The 18655-nt window shown below is 73.6% G+C and carries 13 protein-coding genes; 1 reads left to right on the forward strand and 12 read right to left on the reverse strand.

From position 1 onward, the window contains the following. Window positions 1–35: 35 nt before the first annotated feature. From ACFV1J_RS18645 to ACFV1J_RS18675, 7 genes are all read right to left on the reverse strand, one after another. Window positions 36–2369 carry a xanthine dehydrogenase family protein molybdopterin-binding subunit gene (locus ACFV1J_RS18645; protein WP_385859383.1) on the reverse strand — a complete coding sequence of 778 codons (2334 nt, stop codon included), beginning with the start codon at window positions 2367–2369 and terminating at the stop codon, window positions 36–38. Next, a complete protein-coding gene (locus tag ACFV1J_RS18650; RefSeq protein WP_385859385.1) occupies window positions 2366–4399 on the reverse strand; it encodes a 2Fe-2S iron-sulfur cluster-binding protein in 2034 nt (677 codons plus the stop codon). The genes ACFV1J_RS18645 and ACFV1J_RS18650 overlap by 4 nt, the downstream gene beginning before the upstream one ends. Then, a complete protein-coding gene (locus ACFV1J_RS18655; RefSeq protein ID WP_385859387.1) occupies window positions 4396–5292 on the reverse strand; it encodes an FAD binding domain-containing protein in 897 nt (298 codons plus the stop codon). The genes ACFV1J_RS18650 and ACFV1J_RS18655 overlap by 4 nt, the downstream gene beginning before the upstream one ends. 346 nt (window positions 5293–5638) lie before the next feature. Beyond that, window positions 5639–7561, reverse strand: a complete 1923-nt coding sequence (locus ACFV1J_RS18660) for a beta-N-acetylhexosaminidase (protein ID WP_385859389.1) — start codon at window positions 7559–7561, stop codon at window positions 5639–5641. 402 nt (window positions 7562–7963) lie between these two features. Next, window positions 7964–8257, reverse strand: a complete 294-nt coding sequence (locus tag ACFV1J_RS18665) for a DUF3039 domain-containing protein (protein ID WP_037809130.1) — start codon at window positions 8255–8257, stop codon at window positions 7964–7966. A 216-nt stretch (window positions 8258–8473) separates the two neighbouring features. Beyond that, window positions 8474–9154 carry a hypothetical protein gene (locus ACFV1J_RS18670; RefSeq protein ID WP_385859391.1) on the reverse strand — a complete coding sequence of 227 codons (681 nt, stop codon included), beginning with the start codon at window positions 9152–9154 and terminating at the stop codon, window positions 8474–8476. A 183-nt stretch (window positions 9155–9337) separates the two neighbouring features. Next, window positions 9338–10009, reverse strand: coding sequence for a YqgE/AlgH family protein (locus tag ACFV1J_RS18675; protein WP_385859393.1), 672 nt, complete (start codon window positions 10007–10009; stop codon window positions 9338–9340). A gap of 324 nt (window positions 10010–10333) precedes the next feature. On the opposite strand from ACFV1J_RS18675, the gene murA reads away from it, so the two are divergent. Next, window positions 10334–11680, forward strand: a complete 1347-nt coding sequence (murA, locus tag ACFV1J_RS18680) for a UDP-N-acetylglucosamine 1-carboxyvinyltransferase (RefSeq protein ID WP_385859395.1) — start codon at window positions 10334–10336, stop codon at window positions 11678–11680. Window positions 11681–11958: 278 nt separating this feature from the next. On the opposite strand, the gene ACFV1J_RS18685 is transcribed toward murA, so the two are convergent. From ACFV1J_RS18685 to ACFV1J_RS18705, 5 genes are all read right to left on the reverse strand, one after another. Further along, window positions 11959–12240: an HU family DNA-binding protein gene (locus ACFV1J_RS18685; protein WP_006605312.1), complete on the reverse strand. Its 282-nt coding sequence runs from the start codon at window positions 12238–12240 to the stop codon at window positions 11959–11961. 329 nt (window positions 12241–12569) lie between these two features. Then, entirely contained in the window at window positions 12570–14003 is a 1434-nt protein-coding gene (locus tag ACFV1J_RS18690; protein WP_385859399.1) for an NAD-dependent malic enzyme, read from the reverse strand. A 400-nt stretch (window positions 14004–14403) separates the two neighbouring features. After that, window positions 14404–16818 (reverse strand): HelD family protein, encoded by a 2415-nt coding sequence (locus ACFV1J_RS18695; RefSeq protein ID WP_385859401.1) that lies wholly within the window; start codon window positions 16816–16818, stop codon window positions 14404–14406. A 241-nt stretch (window positions 16819–17059) separates the two neighbouring features. After that, entirely contained in the window at window positions 17060–17809 is a 750-nt protein-coding gene (locus ACFV1J_RS18700) for an anti-sigma factor family protein (protein ID WP_385859403.1), read from the reverse strand. Continuing rightward, a complete protein-coding gene (locus ACFV1J_RS18705; protein ID WP_385859405.1) occupies window positions 17806–18345 on the reverse strand; it encodes a sigma-70 family RNA polymerase sigma factor in 540 nt (179 codons plus the stop codon). The genes ACFV1J_RS18700 and ACFV1J_RS18705 overlap by 4 nt, the downstream gene beginning before the upstream one ends. Window positions 18346–18655 lie beyond the last annotated feature (310 nt).

The raw sequence follows: 18655 nt of genomic DNA on the forward strand, positions 1-18655 counted from the left end.
GCCACCTTTGTGGCGGGCCGCTTTCGTGTGGGTGGCTACTGCTGGATCACCTGGGCGACGGCCGCCTGGGGGCGGATCGGGAGGCGGCCGATGGGGCGGCCGGTGGCGGCGCGGACCGCGGAGGCCACGGCGGCCGGGGAGGTGACCACCGGGACGGCGCTGGCGGGCTTGGCGCCGAAGGGGGCGACCACGTCGCGTTCCTCGACGAGTTTGACGATGCGGATGTCGGGGGCGTCGAGCGCGGTCGGCAGGGCGTAGCCGGTCAGGTCGGGGTGGCGGACCTGGCCGCGCGTGGTGCGGAGGTTCTCCATCAGGGCGGCGCCCAGGCCCTGGGTGACGCCCGCCTCGATGCGGGCCCGCAGCTGGGTGGGGTTGAGGACCCGGCCGACGTCCTGGGCGACGGTCATCTCGACGACCCTGATGGTGCCCAGTTCGATGTCCACGTCGGCGACGCAGCGGATGGCGCAGAACGCCAGGCCCACGAACGCGTCGCCCTGGCCGCTGTCGTCGAGCGGCTCGGTGGGGTGCGGGCGGCACTGGGCGGTGGCCCAGAGTTCCTTGCCGTCCAGGGCCTCGGCGACGGTGGTGCTGAGCACCCCGTCGTACGAGGTGATCTTGCCGTCGTTGATCTGGAGGAGCTCGGTGGACATGCCGAACTTGTGGGCCAGCGGCTGGAGGAGCTGGGTGCGGACCATCTTGGCGGCGCGTTCCACGGCACCGCCGGAGACCCAGGTGTGGCGGCCGTGGCAGGCCGGGCCGGCCGGCGGCTGGTCGGTGTCGACGCCGGCGACGTGCACCTCGTCGACCCCGAGGGTCTCCTGGACGATCTGCCGGGCCAGGGTGGAGAAGCCCGAACCGGTCTCCACGGCGGCGCAGATGACGGTGGCGACCGAGCCGCTGACCTTGACGGTGGCGGTGGAGACCTCGTCGGTGCCCTCCGCGCCCAGCATGTGCACCATGCCCAGCGCGTAGCCGACGCCGCGGCGCACCGCGCCCGGTTCGCCCGCGCCCTCGGGACCGCCCGGCAGCAGCCATTCCGCTTCGGGGCTGTCCTTGGGCAGTTCGGGCAGCGGCGCCTCCTTCACGGCGCGCAGGAGCTCGGCCACCGGGGCGGGGCAGGTCACCGTCTGGCCGGTGGGGAGCAGATCGCCGGTGGCCATGACGTTGCGGAGGCGGATCTCGTGCGGCTCCAGGCCGAGCTGGGCGGCCAGCTTGTCCATCTGGCCCTCGTAGGCGGCGCAGACCTGCATCGCGCCCTCACCGCGGACGTGGCCGGACGGCGGGTTGTTGGTGCGCACCGCCCAGCCGTCGACGACCGCGTGCGGGACGACGTACGGGCCGCAGGCGAAGGAGACCGCGGCGGCCAGCGCGTCGGCGGAGGTGTCCGCGTACGCCCCGGCGTCCATCAGGATCTGCGCCTCGACCTTGACCAACTTGCCGTCGGCGTCCGCGTGGTGGCGGTAGCGCAGCAGCGTCGGGTGGCGGTGGGGGTGCGCGAGGAAGGACTCCTCGCGGGTGGCGGCCAGTTTGACGGGGCAGCCGGTGCGCAGCGCCAGCAGGCCGAGCGGGAGCTGGATGCCGGGGTCCTCGCGGTCGGCGGTGGCGCCGGGGACGCCGGTCACCACGACCTTGACCTGGTCGGGGGTCAGGCCGAAGGAGGCGGCGGCCAGATCGCGGTCGGTGTGCGGGTCCGTGGAGGCGGTGTAGATCTCCACGCCGCCGTCGGGGCGGGGCACCGCGAGGCCGGCCTCGGCACCGATGGGGGCAGGGTCCTGGCGGCCGATCCGGTAGAGGCCCTCGACCATCACCTCGCCCACGGCGTCGGCGTCACCGAAGCGGAGCGGGATGTGCCGGATGAGGTTGCCGTCGGGGTGCAGCGGTTCGGCCTCGAAGGCGAGCTGGGGGTCGGTGACCGGCTCCAGGACCTCGTACTCGACGGCGATGGCGGCGGCGGCCAGCCGCGCGGTGTCGGGGTGGTCGGCGGCCACCGCGGCGATCGGCTCGCCGTGGTGGCGGACCTCGTCCTTGGCGAACACCGGGCGGTCGGCGGTGCCCCGGCCGTGCCCGGCGTCCCCGGGCACGTCGTCGTGGGTGACGACGACGCGGACGCCGGGCATCTCGGCGGCGTGCTTGGTGTCGACGGACAGGATCCGGGCGCGTGGGTGCGGGGAGCGCAGCACCGCCGCCCACAGCAGGCCCTCGGCCCACAGGTCGGCCGCGTAGGGGAAGGTGCCCTCGGTCTTCGCGGCCGCGTCGGCGGACGGCAGGGAGACGCCCAGGCCGTGCGGCGGCGTGTCGGCGGCGGGCATCTCTACGCCCGCGGCGGGGGTTGCGGTGACGGCGCCGGCGCCCTCGGACGTTCCGGTCATGCCGAGCCTCCCGGGTGCGGATGCTGGTCGTGCGGGGCGTGGCCCATGGGGTCGGCGGGGCCCGCCTGGTGGGGGATGCGTGCGGTGTCCGCCGGGGGCGCCCCGGCCTCGTCGTCCGCCGTCCCGTAGGCGGCCGCGGCGGCCTCCGCACGGGACTTGACGACCTCTTCGACGGCGTCCAGCACGCCCCGGTAACCGGAGCAGCGGCACAGGTTGCCGCACAGCGCCTTACGGGTCTCCAGTTCGCTGGGGGCGTGGTTGCCCTCCAACAGGTCGTGCACGGTCATCGCCATGCCCGGTACGCAGAAGCCGCACTGCACGGCACCGGACGCGGCGAGCGCGCGCTGCACGTCGGAGGGCACGCCGTTCTGCGCGAGTCCCTCGACGGTGCGGACCTCGCTGCCGGCCGTGGTGGCCGCGGGCACCAGACAGGAGGCCACCAGCCGGCCGTCCACCTGGACCGAGCAGGCGCCGCACTCCCCCTGGGAGCAGCCGTCCTTGGCGCCGGCCAGGCCGAGCCGCTCGCGCAGCACGTAGAGCAGCGATTCGCCGATCCAGGCGTCGGTGACCGGCCGGTCGATGCCGTTGACGCGCAGCACGTAGGAGGCGGCGGGGTGTTCGTCGTGGGAGGCCGGGTCGTCCGGGTCGTCCACGGTGAGGGACGGGTCGGTGGACGGGTCGTCGTCACCCGGGGTGGCGGGGGCGGCGGTCGCGTCCTCCGGGGCGGGCCGGTCGTCGGGGACGGCCGGGGCCGCCGAACCCGTGGGGGCCGTTTCCTCGCCGGTGGGCCCCTCGGGCGCCTCCGGCGAAGGTGACGGAGCGGGCGCGGCGGACGGCTCCGGGGCGGGCCCGTCCGTGGCCGCGGCGAACTCCGCGGTGTGCTCCGGTTGTTGTGCGGTGTGCTCGGGCTCTCGTACGGCGTGGTCCGGCCGCTGCGCGTCGTGCCCGGGCCGGTGCGGCGGTGCCGGTTCGCCGGCCGCGGGGGTCCCCCAGGCGCCGGCGGCGGCCGGGGAGGCGGGCGGGTGCGTGGCGTCGTGGTGGTCCGCCGCCGCGTCGTCGTGCGACGGCCGGTCCGTTTCCGGGGCGGGCGGCCACTGGGCCAGTGCGTCGGCGGGCAGCGACCAGTGGCCGGTCGCGCCGGCGGCGGGGTCCGGTCCGGTGTCCTGGTCGTGGCCCGGCGCCCGGCCGTGGTCCGCGAGGCCGTTGCCGGGCGCGTAACCGCCGTTCAGGGGGCCGCCGTAGGGACCGTCCGCGGTCGGTGCCGGGGCGGCCTCCTGGGGCTCCTCGGCGGCCGCGGGGGCCCCGCTGGTGGCGCTCAGGCCGGCGGTGAAGTTCCAGTGGCCGGTGCGGGCGGTGCCGGCGGCGTCGGCCGTGGTCTCGTACGCGCCGGAGCCCGGGTAGCCGCCCTGGTAGCCGGCGCCACCGGTGCCGGTGGGGCCCTGGTGTCCGGGGTGGCCCGGCGTGCCCGGCTGGCCCGGGTGACCCGTCAGCCGGTCGTCGCCGACCAGGTACTCGCCGGACTCCTCCAGGCCGTCGTCGGCCGCCGGGATGCTCCAGGAGGCGGCGGCCTCGGCGCTGCCCGCCACCGGCCACTCCACGGTGTCCGGGCCCCACGGACGGGCGTCCGCGGGCGCGCCGCCCTGGTAGAGCGCGGGGCCGCCCTGCTGGGCGGGGTCGTGCGCGGGCGCGCCGTAGCCGGCGGAGGGGTCGGGGTAGCCGGCCGTCCGGTCGGAGAACGGCATGGTCCAGTGCCCGGTGGCCGCGGGGTCGGTGCCCGCTTCGGGGGCCTGCGGCGCGGGCGGGTGCGGGGTGAAGGACGCCGGCGGGGTGTAGCCGTGGCCGGGCGCGGCGAGCGGGTCGGCCCCCGGGGTGGGGTAGCCGGGCGTCCGGCCGCCGTAGACCCCGGTGGTGAAGCCCTCCGGGAGCTGGACGAAGGCCGTGGCCTCGGACTCGTACTCGCCGCCCTGCGGCAGCGGCTGCCAGCCCTGGTCGGTGTGCGGCTGCTGCGGATGACGGTGGTCTTCGCTCACGAGAGCGCCCTCCCAAGTGCGCGGCGGGCCAGGGCTGCCACCGTACGGCGCAGGTGAAGCGCGGCCGGCGGCAGGGTCACCGGTTCGGAACCGTCCTCCGGCGGGGCCGGGTCGGGGATGCAGGCGGCGGCGACGTAGTCCCCGAAGGCCGTCAGGGCCTCGGGCACCAGGCCGCGTTCGCCGTCCCAGTCGATGAGCGAGGCCACCCACTGCTCGGCCTCCAGGGGGCGCAGCGGCATCGCGGCGACCGCGCCGACCGCGCAGCGCACCCCGCGCCGGGCGGGGTCGAGGACCAGCGCCACCGACGCGGTGGCACGGCCGGGGCCGGTACGGCCGGTGGCCTTGAGGAAGGCCTGCGGGGCGTGCAGCAGCGGCACCCGTACGAAGCCGACGAGTTCGCCGGGGTGCAGCATCTCGCGGCCCGCCAGGAGGTGGCTGACCGGGATCTCGCGGCGGGCGCCCTCGGGGCCGGCGATGATCACCGTGGCCTCCAGGGCGGCGAGCACCGGGAGCGTGTCGCCCGTGGGGTCGGAGGTGACGATGTTGCCGCCGAGGGTGCCGGCGTTGCGGATCTGCGGCGGGCCGGCGGCGCGCGCGGCGGCGGCCAGGCCGGGGATGAGGGCGGCGAAGTCGGGGCGTCCCATACGGGCGAGGGTCAGGCCGGCGCCGAGCAGCGCATGGCCGTCCAGGTACTGCCAGCCGCGGATCTCGCTGATCCGGCCGAGGCCCACCAGGGCTGCGGGTCTGAGGAGTCCGGCGTTGACCGCCGCCATGAGGTCGGTGCCGCCCGCGACAGGCACGGCGGCAGGCATGGCGGTGAGTGCCGCCACCGCCTCGTCGAGCGAGGCCGGCAACGTCACCGTGTGCGACGCGTGCGGTGCGTGCGTGGTCAAGCCAGCTGCCCCTTCCCCGGTGGTGTCCCGGCAGTTCCGCTCCGCCGTACGGTACGTGCTCACAGCCCGGACGTGGCAACTCTGGCACATCTTCCCGGGCCCTCGGCGCGAGGGTCCGCGAAGGGACGATCCGTCCCCGGACAGGGCGCTGGTCCGGATTCGTCCGCCACCTCCGGTGAAGTCCGCGGTCGGGCCCGCCGGCGGGGCCTGGTGCGGGTGCGGGGGTGCGCCCGGGCGGGGCGCACCCCGTCGTACGGCGTGCTCGGTACGGCGGTGCGGGGAGGAACCGCCGTGTGTACCACCGTCCCAGGGTCCGGCCGTACGGGCGCCCTCCTTGCACCGGGGCTCACACGTTTGGGGGCGCCCCGTCGATCGGGCGTCCGAGCACTCCGGGGCGTTTCTGCCAGGGGCGGGGGCCGCCGGGCGGGCGGTAGTCGACACCGAGGGCGTCGAGGCGGCCGTAGTGGGCGGCCATCCGGCGGAGGAACCCCTGGTGGTCACGGTCGGCCGGGGCCGGCAGGTGCGACCAGGCGACCTCGGCGAACGCGGCGAGCCGGGGGAAGACCTGGTAGTCGAGGCGCTGCTGACTGTCCATGACCTCGGTCCAGGCGTTGGCCTGGGTGCCGAGGACGTGCGCGGCCTGCTCTGCCGTGAGCTCCGGCGGTACCGGCTCGAAGCGGTAGACGTCCTCCAGGGTCCGTACGTAGCCGATCGGCACCGGCTCGTCCGGGGAGGGGTCCTGACGGTGGTCCAGGTACACCTGCTGTTCGGGGCACATGACGACGTCATGGCCGGATTTGGCCGCCGCGATCCCGCCGGCGTAGCCCCGCCAGGAGGAGACGGCCGCGCCGTCGGCCAAGCCGAATTCTGTCGTCTCACCTCCGGACGCTCGGGTCCCCTGTCGACACTCCTCGTCGAGCGGTCGCTCGTTCCTCGCTCCCTCCTCCTCGTCGCTTTCGACAGGGGCGCGCCCTTCGGTTCGACTCCCGCCTTCGAGGATCTCGTCCCAGCCGATGAGCCGCCGGCCGCGGTCGGCGAGCCAGCGGTCGAAGTGCCGGATGAACCAGCTCTGCAGCTCGTCCTCGCCGGCCAGCGAGAGTTCGGCGATCCGGGCCTGCGCGGTGGCGGAGGCCCGCCACTGGTCCTTGGGGCACTCGTCGCCGCCGATGTGCACGAAACGGGACGGGAACAGGTCGAGGACCTCTTCGAGGACGTGCTCGTAGAACCGCAGGGTGCTGTCGGTGGGTGCCAGTACGTTGGGGTTGACGCCCCAGGTGTCCCAGACCTTCAGGGAGGTGGTGTCGATGACGTCGGTGTTGCCGAGTTCCGGATACGCGGCGATGGCGGCCTGTGAGTGTCCGGGGATGTCGATCTCGGGGACGACGGTGATATGCCGCCGGGCGGCGTGGGCGACGATCTCGCGGAGGTCGTCCTGGGTGTAGTAGCCGCCGTGCGGGCGCTCGTCCCAGAGCGGGGAGGCGCGGTGGCCGAGTTTGGTGCGGGCGCGCCAGGCACCGGTTTCGGTCAGTTTCGGATAGCGCCGGATCTCGATGCGCCAGCCCTGGTCGTCGGTCAGGTGCAGGTGCAGGACGTTGAGTTTGTGCGCGGCGAGCAGGTCGAGGTAGCGCAGCACGCCGTCCTTGGGCAGGAAGTGCCGGGCGACGTCGAGCAGCATGCCGCGCCAGCCGAAGCGGGGGGCGTCCTCGACGGTCAGTTGCGGAAGGACGGCCGGCTGCCCGGGGGCGAGCGGGGCGCGGCGGAAGGCGTGCGGGCCGAGGAGCTGACGGAGCGTCTGGGCGCCCCAGAAGACACCGGCCGGGCCGCCGCCGGTGATCCGTACGCCCCAGCGGGCGTCGGCCTCCAGGCGGTAGCCCTCCGCGGGGAGGGCCGGGTCGAGGTCCAGGGCGAGGGTGTCGGTGGCGTCGGCGGAGCCGGGCGGCAGCGGCAGGCCGAAGGCTTCACCGAGGGTGCCCCGCAGCCAGAGCGCGGTGTCCTCGGTGCCGGGTGCGGCGGCGAGCGCGGTCTCCGCACCGAGCCGGACGGCGTCGCCGGGGGCCGCGTCGATGCTCAGCGGCGCGGGGATCAGACCGGCACCGGGTACGGGAGCGGCGCCGGGACCGGCCGGGCTACCGGGGCCAGGTAAGGGAGTGGGGCCGGGCGGGCTTCCGGGGCCGCGGCCGGGAGCGGCGCCGGGCGCGGGAGGGGCGCCGGGGGCCGGTCGTGCCGCGGGGGTGTCCGGCTGTCGCGTGGGGCCGTCTGTGTCCGGCATGCCGTCAGTCCTCCACCGCGCCCCCGGGTCCGGGACCGGCCGGCGCTGTAGGCGTACGGAGAGCACCCGCCCGTGCCGCGGGCGGTGTCACGGGTGGTGTCACTGGCAGTGTCGGTGCCGATGCTGCCATCCGGCGGCCCGGCAGGCCCGTAATCCGGCCATTCCGACGTCCGGCGATCCCGTAATCCGGCCGTCCGTCACGACGCCGCCCGTCAATCCGCCGTCCGTCATACCGCTGCCCGTCATGCCGCCGCCCGTCACCCGTCCGTCAATCCGCCGAGCCGCGATTCCCCTTCGGAGCGGCCGGGTGGTACGGAGCGGCCGGGTGGTGTGCGGGCACGACAGCGGGCCCGGGCCTCGAGAGGTCCGGGCCCGTGCCCGCGGCGGGCCGGCCGGCGGCGGTTACTTCTTGCCGCCGTCCTTGCCGCCCTTGTCCTTGTCGCCACCGGCGCCCATGGACTCGTAGATCTCCTTGCACATGGGGCAGACCGGGTACTTCTTCGGGTCGCGACCCGGGACCCAGACCTTGCCGCACAGCGCCACGACGGGGGTACCGTCGAGCGCGCTTGCCATGATCTTGTCCTTCTGGACGTAGTGGGCGAAGCGCTCGTGGTCGCCGTCGCCGTGCGACACCTGGGGTGTCGGCTCTACGAGGGTCCCCGTACCTGCCCCGCGCTCGGGCTCAAGAGTGCTCATAGCTGCCAAGGGTACTCACGCCCGCGACGACCCGGGAGCGACGGCCCGCCGCCGGGTGGAGCGCGAGACCGGCCGCCACCACCACGGCCGCCGCCCACGGCAGCGCGTACGGGGACGGGCTCACGGCAACGCTCGGTCCGCCGAGCGGATCTTCGCGCTCGCGACGGCAGGACGGGGCACACGGGCGGCCGTGAGCGGGGCCGGCCGGCCGCCTCCCTACGAAGCCACCGCCACTCCGTCGCGGTCGCCGGACGTCAGGCCCAGCTTCTCGGCGAAGGCCAGCGCGGCCTCCGGCCGGACCTCGTACCAGGAGTCCTTGTCGCAGACCGCGTCCAGCAGCGCGGCGATCTCCGGCGCACCGACCGCACGGGCCTCGGCGGCGGCTATGAAGGCGCGGACCGCGTCCGCCGCGTCGACCTCGCTCTCCGTGCGGGCCACGAGGTCGTCGACGATCCGGCCGATCGACGCGTCACCGGGCGCGGCCCAGCTCATCGCCATCTCCAGGCCGTCGTCCGGCAGCTTCTCGGGATACGGTGCGCGCGCCCAGGCGCCGTCCTGCCACCAGTAGACGAACCCGAAGAGGTTCCCCTGGGCGTCGTCCTTCAGCTGTTCCCAGGGCAGCCATTCGGGGCCGCCGGCCAGGAAGTCGATCTGGCGGTCGCCGTTGTGGGTGTAGCTGCCGTCCGAGTCCTGGCCGCAGAGCAGCGCCCGGCCGCCGTCGTACAGCTTCAGGCGCCACCAGTAGCTGCCGCCGCCGTTCCAGCACTCCAGGCCGTGCCTGCCCCAGGAGAATTCGTCCCAGTCGTCCACCGCGGCGGCGACCACCGCGAGCGTCGCGGCCCGCGCCCACAGCCGCTCCGGATGGTCCAGGTCCCCGGGCACACTCGGCCTGTGCATGGCACTCTCCCCCGCTGTCCTGCACGACCCCGCCGACGCGGCCGCGCACCGTCCCCTGTCACTCGAACCTTAGCGACGAGCACTGACAATTCCTCATGACGAGGCCGCCACAATAATCCAACGCTCAACAAAAATCCGGCGTTCCGCGAGACGGCCCGGCACTCCCCCGGGCTCGCGCCGCGATCAGTTCAGCGACGGGTCGTCCGGGTACGTCGCCACCATCGCCAGTTCGTTGCGCTGCCGCCGCAGGACCGCGCGCCACAGCTGTTCCGGGTCGGGCGAGGAGACATCGCCCGGTTCGGACTCGACGACGTACCAGGCGCCCTCGACCAGCTCGTCCTCCAGCTGGCCCGGACCCCAGCCCGCGTAACCGGCGAAGATCCGCAGGCTGCCCAGTACGGCCGCGAGGAGCTCGGGCGGGGCCTCCAGATCGACCAGGCCGATCGCGCCGTGCACCCGGCGCCAGCCCAGCGGCTCCTCGGCCTGCGGTACCCCCGCGCGGTCGGCGACCTGCGCGCCGGCCGTCTCCCCCGCCTCGGCGCCGGGGCCGGCGCCCCTACCCACGGGGGGCGTGCCGCTCTCACCGGAGGCCCCGCCGGGCACCACGGCCACCCCGAGCGCCGAATCGAGCGAGACCGGGCCGCCCTGGAAGACCACGCCCGGCTCACCGGTCAGCGCGGCCCAGGGCGCGAGGATGTCCGCGACACCCACCGGGGTGGGACGGTTGAGGACCACGCCGAGGGAGCCCTCCTCGTCGTGGTCGAGGAGCAGCACCACCGCGCGGTCGAAGTTCGGGTCCGCAAGCGCGGGCGTCGCGACGAGCAGCCGGCCTGTGAGCGAGGACACCTCGGTCATGGCCACATGATCCCGCACTTCCGCCCCGAGCGGGGGGTCAAAGCCGGGGCCGGTGCGAGCGCAGGGCAGGGCGTACGGCGGCAGCACCGGCGCACGGGACCGCCAGCGGAAAAGTGCCGACTTCAACACGGCTTTCCCACAGCGCATTTAAGACAATCCGCAACTTTTCCGCCAAAAGGCGATTACAGATCAAAGGGTGACCGTAGCGGAGCGTGTTGTGACAAAGCCATTACATGGTCAGAGGCTGCACGGGCCTACGGACACCCCCTCCGCCGCCCTTACCATTTCTGCTTGGCCCTGCCCGTCTCCAGGAACGCGAGATCCATGACCGTCTCTACTGACGACGTACTGCTTGTCCACGGCGGCACCCCGCTGGAGGGCGAGATCCGGGTTCGCGGCGCGAAGAACCTTGTGCCCAAGGCCATGGTCGCCGCCCTGCTCGGCAGCGGGCCCAGCCGGCTGCGCAACGTGCCCGACATCCGCGACGTACGCGTGGTGCGCGGACTGCTGCAGCTGCACGGCGTCACGGTCCGTCCGGGCGACGAGCCCGGCGAGCTGGTCCTCGACCCGTCGCACGTGGAGAGCGCGAACGTCGCCGACATCGACGCGCACGCCGGCTCCTCGCGGATCCCGATCCTGTTCTGCGGCCCGCTGCTGCACCGCCTCGGCCACGCCTTCATCCCGGGCCTGGGCGGCTGTGACATCGGCGGCCGCCCGGTGGACTTCCACTTCGACGTGCTGCGCCAGTTCGGCGCGAAGATCGAGAAGCGCGCCGACGGGCAGTACCTGGAGGCACCCCACCGGCTGCGCGGCACCAAGATCCGCCTGCCGTACCCGTCGGTCGGCTCGACCGAGCAGGTGCTGCTGACCGCCGTACTGGCGGAGGGCGTCACCGAGCTGTCGAACGCCGCCGTGGAGCCGGAGATCGAGGACCTGATCTGCGTGCTGCAGAAGATGGGCGCGATCATCTCCATGGACACCGACCGGACCATCCGGATCACCGGTGTCGACAAGCTCAACGGCTACACCCACCGGGCCCTCCCGGACCGCCTGGAGGCCGCCTCCTGGGCGTCCGCGGCGCTCGCCACCGAGGGCAACATCTACGTCCGGGGCGCCCAGCAGCGCTCCATGATGACCTTCCTCAACACCTTCCGGAAGGTCGGCGGCGCCTTCGAGATCGACGACGAGGGCATCCGCTTCTGGCACCCGGGCGGCTCGCTCAACGCCATCGCCCTGGAGACCGACGTCCACCCCGGTTTCCAGACCGACTGGCAGCAGCCGCTGGTCGTCGCCCTCACCCAGGCCTCCGGCCTGTCCATCGTCCACGAGACGGTCTATGAGTCCCGGCTCGGCTTCACCGAGGCGCTGAACCAGATGGGTGCGCACATCCAGCTCTACCGGGAGTGCCTGGGCGGCTCGGCCTGCCGTTTCGGCCAGCGCAACTTCCTGCACTCCGCGGTGGTCTCCGGGCCGACCAAGCTGCAGGGCTCCGACCTGGTCATCCCCGACCTGCGCGGCGGTTTCTCGTACCTGATCGCGGCGCTGGCGGCGCAGGGCACCTCCCGGGTGCACGGCATCGACCTGATCAACCGCGGCTACGAGAACTTCATGGAGAAGCTCGTCGAACTGGGCGGCCATGTGGAGCTGCCCAACGGTGCCCTGAGCCACTGACGGACCCCGGGCACCACGGCGCGCCGCGCCCCCGCCCGTAGACCACGCCTGAGGGGCGGCCACCGGACCGGTGGCCGCCCCTCAGGGCTTTCTGGGGCCCGCCCGCGGCCCGGAGCGGCCCGGGAGATGGCGGGCGCCGTTTCCGGCCCCGTACGGCCGTGGAAGCGCCCCCGGACGGCCGTACCGGCGGGGTTGCGGCAGGGGCGTGCGGGGACGCGGGTACGACAAAGGCGGCCGCCCCCGTCGGGGCAGCCGCCTCGTCATGCCGGGTCAGGGCCTTACTTGCCCTTGGCGGCTTCCTTGAGCTTGGAGCCCGCGGAGACCTTCACGCTGTAGCCGGCCGGGATCTGGATCGGGTCGCCGGTCTGCGGGTTGCGCGCGGTGCGAGCGGCACGGTGGGTGCGCTCGAAGGTCAGGAAGCCGGGGATGGTGACCTTCTCGTCGCCCTTGGCGACAACCTCGCCGGTCACCTCGGCGAGGGCGGCCAGAACGGCGTCGGCGTCCTTGCGGGTCACCTCGGCGCGATCGGCCAGAGCGGCCACCAGCTCACTGCGGTTCATGTTTGTACTCCCGTGTTCTTCTTGCCAATGAGGCGTGCCACGCGGCTGGGCCGCATGTTGGGCACAGCGAAGCCGATGCTGCCAGGGTCCTCGGACAGTCCCCGGACCCGGGTCTGCCTGCCAGACCCTCGCGCCCGAATACGCATCCTGCCCCTACCTGCGGCAGTAAAGCCAATCCGGCGCCCTGGCGGGTCACACGAAAAGCGCCACTGCCACACGGTGGTGACGTTCCGCATCGTCCGCTCCGGACCGGATCCACAGGATGGCGGCCATTGCTGCCCGCCACCCTATGGGGACCGTTGTGACGGCGTGTCCCGCGACGCGCCGTGTCAGACCGCCGTGGCAGTCGTCACAGCCGGGTCACTGCCCTTGGCCGCCTCCCGCACCGCACCGGCCACCGCGCCCGCGACCTTCTCGTTGAAGACGCTGGGAATGATGTAGTTCGGGTTGACCTCGTCCTCCAGGACGACGTCCGCGAGGGCGCGGGCCGCGGCCAGCATCATCTCGGTGTTCACCGTACGGGAGTGGGCGTCCAGCAGCCCGCGGAATACGCCGGGGAACACCAGGACGTTGTTGATCTGGTTGGGGAAGTCGGAGCGGCCGGTGGCCACGACGGCGGCGGTCTGCCGGGCGATCGCCGGGTCGACCTCGGGGTCGGGGTTCGCGAGCGCGAAGACGATCGCGCCCTCGGCCATCCTCGCCACGTCGTCGCCGTCGAGGACGTTGGGCGCCGAGACGCCGATGAAGACGTCCGCGTCGACCACGGCCTCCTTGAGGGTGCCGGTGACGCCCTCGGGGTTGGTGTTGTCGGCGATCCAGCGCAGCGCCGAGTCCGGGTCGGCGTCGACCAGGTCCGGGCGGCCGGCGTGCACCACGCCGTGGATGTCGGCGACGACGGCGTGCCCGAGGCCGGCGGCCAGCAGCAGCTTGAGGATGGCGGTGCCGGCCGCGCCGGCGCCGGACATCACGACCCGGACGTCCTCGATCTTCTTGCCGACGACGCGCAGTGCGTTGGTGAGCGCGGCGAGCACCACGATGGCGGTGCCGTGCTGGTCGTCGTGGAAGACCGGGATGTCCAGCGCCTCGCGCAGCCGCGCCTCGATCTCGAAGCAGCGGGGCGCGGAGATGTCCTCCAGGTTGATGCCGGCGAAGCCGGGGGCGATGGCCTTGACGATCTCCACGATGGCGTCGGTGTCCTGGGTGTCCAGGCACAGCGGCCAGGCGTCGATGCCGGCGAAGCGCTTGAAGAGGGCCGCCTTGCCCTCCATGACGGGCAGTGCGGCCTTCGGGCCGATGTTGCCCAGACCCAGGACCGCGGAGCCGTCCGTGACGACCGCGACGCTGTTGCGCTTGATCGTCAGCCGGCGGGCGTCCTCGGGGTTGTCGGCGATGGCCTGGCAGACCCGGGCGACGCCGGGGGTGTAGACCATGGAGAGGTCGTCGCGGTTGCGGATCGGGTGCTTCGACGACATCTCGATCTTGCCGCCGAGGTGCATCAGGAACGTACGGTCGGACACCTTGCCGAGCGAGACGCCCTCGATGCCGCGCAGCTTCTCGACGATCTCGTTCGCGTGCGCGGTGGAGGTCGCGGCGATGGTGACGTCGATCCGGAGCTTCTCGTGGCCGGACGCGGTGACGTCGAGGCCGGTGACCGACCCGCCGGAGGACTCCACGGCCGTGGTGAGCTGGGAGACCGCGGTTCCGCTCGCGGGCACCTCCAGCCGGACCGTCATCGAGTAGGAGACGCTGGGCGCCGTTGCCATGGCCGACTTCCTCTGCTTTCACCGTTTCGCTGTGTATCGCTGCGTGTCACAGCGTTGTGCCGTCCGATCGTCGCACCTACCACGGAGTACGCGGTAGCCGCCCGGGATTGTGAACGTTGTGTTCACCAGCAGGCGGCGACTTCGGAAATCGTCTTCCACCATACGAGAAATGATCAGGCAAGCAAAGAGGCCCACGTCACGTCGTGACGTGGGCCCCGCAAGTAAGTGACACCGACCCGCCATGCTCGCCTCGCGGCAAGTGGTCGCTCGTAGCGACGATGGTTGGGCCCGGGGGCTTGGATCGGGCCGGTGCCGTCACCCAGGCTAACAAACCCGCTCCGGAAGCGAATCCCGTCGTGGGGGACGGATTTCAGGTCCCCCCGTACGGGCTCGTCCGGGCTCAGTCCCGCAGCAGGTCGGGCACCCCGGCCGCGTCCGGCTCGTCACGCCCGGCGGAGAGCACGGTCAGCTGCTGGGTGGCCCGGGTCAGCGCCACGTACAGCACCCGCAGTCCGGCCGGGGACTCGTCGGCGATCTCGGCCGGCGACACCACCAGAGTGGCGTCGTACTCCAGGCCCTTGGCCTCCAGGGAGCCCAGCGCCACCACCCGGTCACCGAGCGGGGCCAGCCAGCGGCGGGCCTGCTCGCGGCGGTGCATCGCCACCACGACACCGACCGTGCCGTCCACCTCGCCCAGCAGCCGCTCGGCCTCCGCCACCGTCGCGGCGGCCAGCGCGGCCCCGTCGGCGGGCCCGGCACCGTCCCCGACGACCGCGAAGCGCGGCGTGAGCCCCGTCGAGCGGACCGCCTTCGGGGACTGCATACCGGGCATCGCCAGCGCCAGCACCTTCGCGGCCAGCTCGGCGATCTCCGCCGGGTTGCGGTAGTTGACGGTGAGGGTGAAGCGGCGGCGCGGGCGGGTGCCGAGCGCCTCGTCGCGGGCGGCGGCCGCCTCGTCCGGGTCGGACCACGAGGACTGCGCCGGGTCGCCGACCACGGTCCAGGTGGCGTGCCGGCCGCGCCGGCCGACCATCCGCCACTGCATCGGCGTCAGGTCCTGCGCCTCGTCGACGATCACATGGGCGTAGTCGGTGCGCTCCTCCTCCAGGCGCTCGCGCCGGCCGCGGCCGCCGCCGTTGCGGTCCGCGTACGTCGTCAGCTCCTCCAGCCCGGTCAGATGCTCCAGCGGGTCGGCCTCGCGCGGCCGGGCCGGGCGCATCGGGGCGCCGAGGATCTGCTGCAGCTCGTCCAGCAGGGCGACGTCGTGCACCGAGAGCGGACCGTGGCCCGAGGCGTCCAACCGCCCCAGCGAACGGGCCAGTTGGCGTGCCTCGCGCGGGTTGAGGACGCGGCGCGCCCAGCGGCCCAGCAGCTTCTCGTCGGCCATCGCGGCGAGCACCCCGCGCGGGGTCAGCTCGGGCCACCAGGCGTCCAGGAACTCCTGGAAGGAGGTCTCGGTGGTGAGGTCCTCGTCGAAGCCCTCACGGGCCTCGGCGGCGAGCTCGGGGTCGGTGTACCGGCGGCCGGCGCCCGACTTGGCCCACAGGGCGTCCAGGATCAGCCGGCGGGCCCGCGGGCGCAGCAGGTTGACCGGCGCGGTACCGCCCAGCGCGGACTGCCGGACGGCGCGCAGCTCGTCGGCGTCCAGCTCGATGCGGGAGCCGAAGGCGACGACCCGGAGCCGGTCGGTGCGTACCGCCGGCACGGTCTCCTCGTCGTCACCGAACGCGAGCTGGCCCGCCGGCCCCCGCGCGGGCGCGGCGCCGCCCGGGGACAGCTCCAGGGCAGCCCGGGCGGCCTTGCGCAGCAGCTTCTGCATCCGCGACGAGCCCTTGACCCGGGCCACCGCCGGCGGGTCGTACGCGGTCGCCTCGGCGCCGTCGACGAGCGAGCCGAGCGCCCGGATGGCGACCTGGCCCTCCTCGCCGAGCGACGGCAGCACGCCCTCGGTGTAGGCGACCAGCAGGGGCGTCGGGGAGACGATCAGGATGCCGCCGGCGTAGCGGCGGCGGTCCTGGTAGAGGAGGTAGGCGGCGCGGTGCAGGGCGACCGCGGTCTTGCCGGTGCCCGGCCCGCCCTCGACCTCGGTGACGGAGGCGGCGGGCGCCCGGATCACCATGTCCTGCTCGGCCTGGATGGAGGCGACGATGTCCCGCATGGTGTGGCTGCGGGCCCGGCCGAGGGCGGCCATCAGCGCGCCGTCACCGATCGCCGGGAGCTCCTCGCCGTCCAGGGTGGCGGTGATCTCCGGGCGCATCAGGTCGTCCTCGACGCCGAGCACCTTGCGGCCCTTGGAGCGGATCACCCGGCGGCGGACGACCCGGCCGGGCGCCACCGGGGTGGCGCGGTAGAAGGGCGCGGCGGCCGGTGCCCGCCAGTCGATGACCAGCGGGGAGTAGTCCGCGTCGAGGACGCCGAGCCGGCCGATGTGCAGCGTCTCGGCGATCTCGGCACGGTTGTTGACGATCGCGCCCTCGGCGGGCTCGACGGAGGTGTAGGCGCCGTCCGGCCCCTTCTTGCCGTCCTTGCCGAGGAGCAGGTCGATCCGCCCGAAGAGGAAGTCCTCGTACTCGGAGTTGAGCCGGTGGAGGTGGACACCGGCCTGGAAGACCTGGGCGTCCCGCTCGGCGAGCGCGCCGGGCGTGCCGACCTGGCCGCGCTTGGCGGCGTCGTCCATGAGGAACTCCGCCTCGTGGATCTTCTCCTCGAGGCGCCGGTAGACGCGGTCCAGGTGCGTCTGCTCGGCCTCGAGCTCGCGGGCGCGAACCGATTCCGAGGCGTGGTCCGGTGCGTGCGTGGCGTTGTGCGCGGCCACCCAGGCCCCCTTCTGCTGTGCGTAGGGCAGCCGTCAACCGTACGCGAACCGGGCACCGTGCGCACCTGGTGAGAAGGACAAATCCGGGCGGATTTGGTCGGATGTTGATGCAGACCGTTACTTGGGGCGTCCTGGACGGTCACCGGAGGTGGCCCGGGGGCTCGCTGGCGGGGGGCGCCGGCCTTCACACCGGTCTCTCGGACGCCCGGTCCGTCGGCCCGGTGCGTCCGCTCCCCGCGGCTCACGCCTTCACCGTGGCCAGCTTTCTGCCCTCCAGGGTGCTGATCTCGAAGTGGTCGATCTCGTTCCGGTTGAGTGCGGCGCCGCCCGCCGCGTACAGGGGCTCGCGGTTCCACTTGGCCGCGCTCCCGGGGATGCCGTAGCCGCCCTCGGGGACCGCCCAGGTGGTGACGGTCTGCCGGCGGCCGTCCTTGCCGACCGCGACCAGGGAGCAGCTGAGCGGGCCCTTGACGTGGGCGAGCTGGAGGACGACCTGGGTGCCCCAGGGGCGGGCCGCCATGGAGACGCCCGCGGAGACCTTGGTGACCGGGTCGACGGAGTGCACCTGCTCACCGTCGGCGTACTGGGCGCGGACCGCGTTCGCCAGCGGGGGCGCCGCCGTCGGCGGCTGGTCCGTACCGCCCTTGACGACGGAGACGGCGGCCAGCGGCCCGCCGGCGATCAGCACGACGGCCGCGGCGACCAGGAACAGCCGGCGGCGGGCCCGGCCGCGGCGGGTGACGGCGACCTCGTCGAGCAGCCCGCCGAGGAGCCGGGGGCCGGGAACGGCGGTGAGCGTGTCCGGGGTGGGGGCGGACTCCTTGAACTCGGCCAGCACCGGAGTCAGGCCCATCAGTTCCTCGAGTTCGGCCGCGCACCGGTCACAGCCGACGAGATGCACCTCGAACCGTTCGGCGTCGGCGGCGTCCAGGACACCCAGCGCATAGGCGCCGACGTCGCTGTGCCGGTCCGGCTGCGTGGGCGGGATCACTCCGTCACTCCTCGTTCCTCGAGCGAGAGCTTCAGGGAGCGCAGCGCGTAGAAGACCCGGGACCGCACGGTCCCTGCGGGTACGCGCAGCACCTCCGCTGCCTCGTTGACCGTACGCTCCTTGAAGTACGTCTCCACGAGGGCCTCTCGGTGGGCCTGGCTCAGATCGCTCAGCGCCTCGGAGATGGTCATGGTGCGCAGCGCCCGGTCGATCACGTCGGCGGCCGGCATCGTCTCCAGGGGTGTCGCATCGACCTCTTGGGGTCTGGCCTTCCGGCTCCGGTACCCGTCGATCACTATCCGCCGGGCGACGGTCACCAGCCAGGGGCGGATCGAACCGGTGGCGCGCTGCAGTTGCTCGGCATTGCGCCAGGCGCGCACCAGCGTCTCCTGGACCACGTCCTCGGCACGGTGCCGGTCGCCCGCCACCAGCCGCAGGACGAAGGCGAGGAGCGGGCCCGCGTGCTCGTCATAGAGGGCTCGCATGAGCTCCTCGTCAGGTGTCGTCCTGTCTGCCACGACGGCATCCTTACGCACTCCAACTCCCGGGTCGAGAGCCCGGATCACCCAAGATCGCCGGGGACCTGGCCATGAATCGGACTTGCGGTGAGGAGTACGGACGGGACGGGCGGGGTGCTCAATGGGCGACGAGAAATTTTTTCGGCCACGTTGGCGGTAATGGCTCGCCGGCCTTGGCCGTGCGGCCGGCCGTGCAGCTGGCCGTGCAGCTGGCCCCTCACTCCGCCCCCGCTGCGGAGACGGTTGCGAGCGCCGTGGGCCCGCTGTGAGCCGCCGTGGAATCGGTGACGAGCCGCCGTGCACCCGGCTGGCCGCCGTGGAATCGGCT

Origin of the sequence: Streptomyces sp. NPDC059649, assembly GCF_042734445.1 — a bacterium.
In the GTDB taxonomy this organism is placed as follows: domain Bacteria; phylum Actinomycetota; class Actinomycetes; order Streptomycetales; family Streptomycetaceae; genus Streptomyces.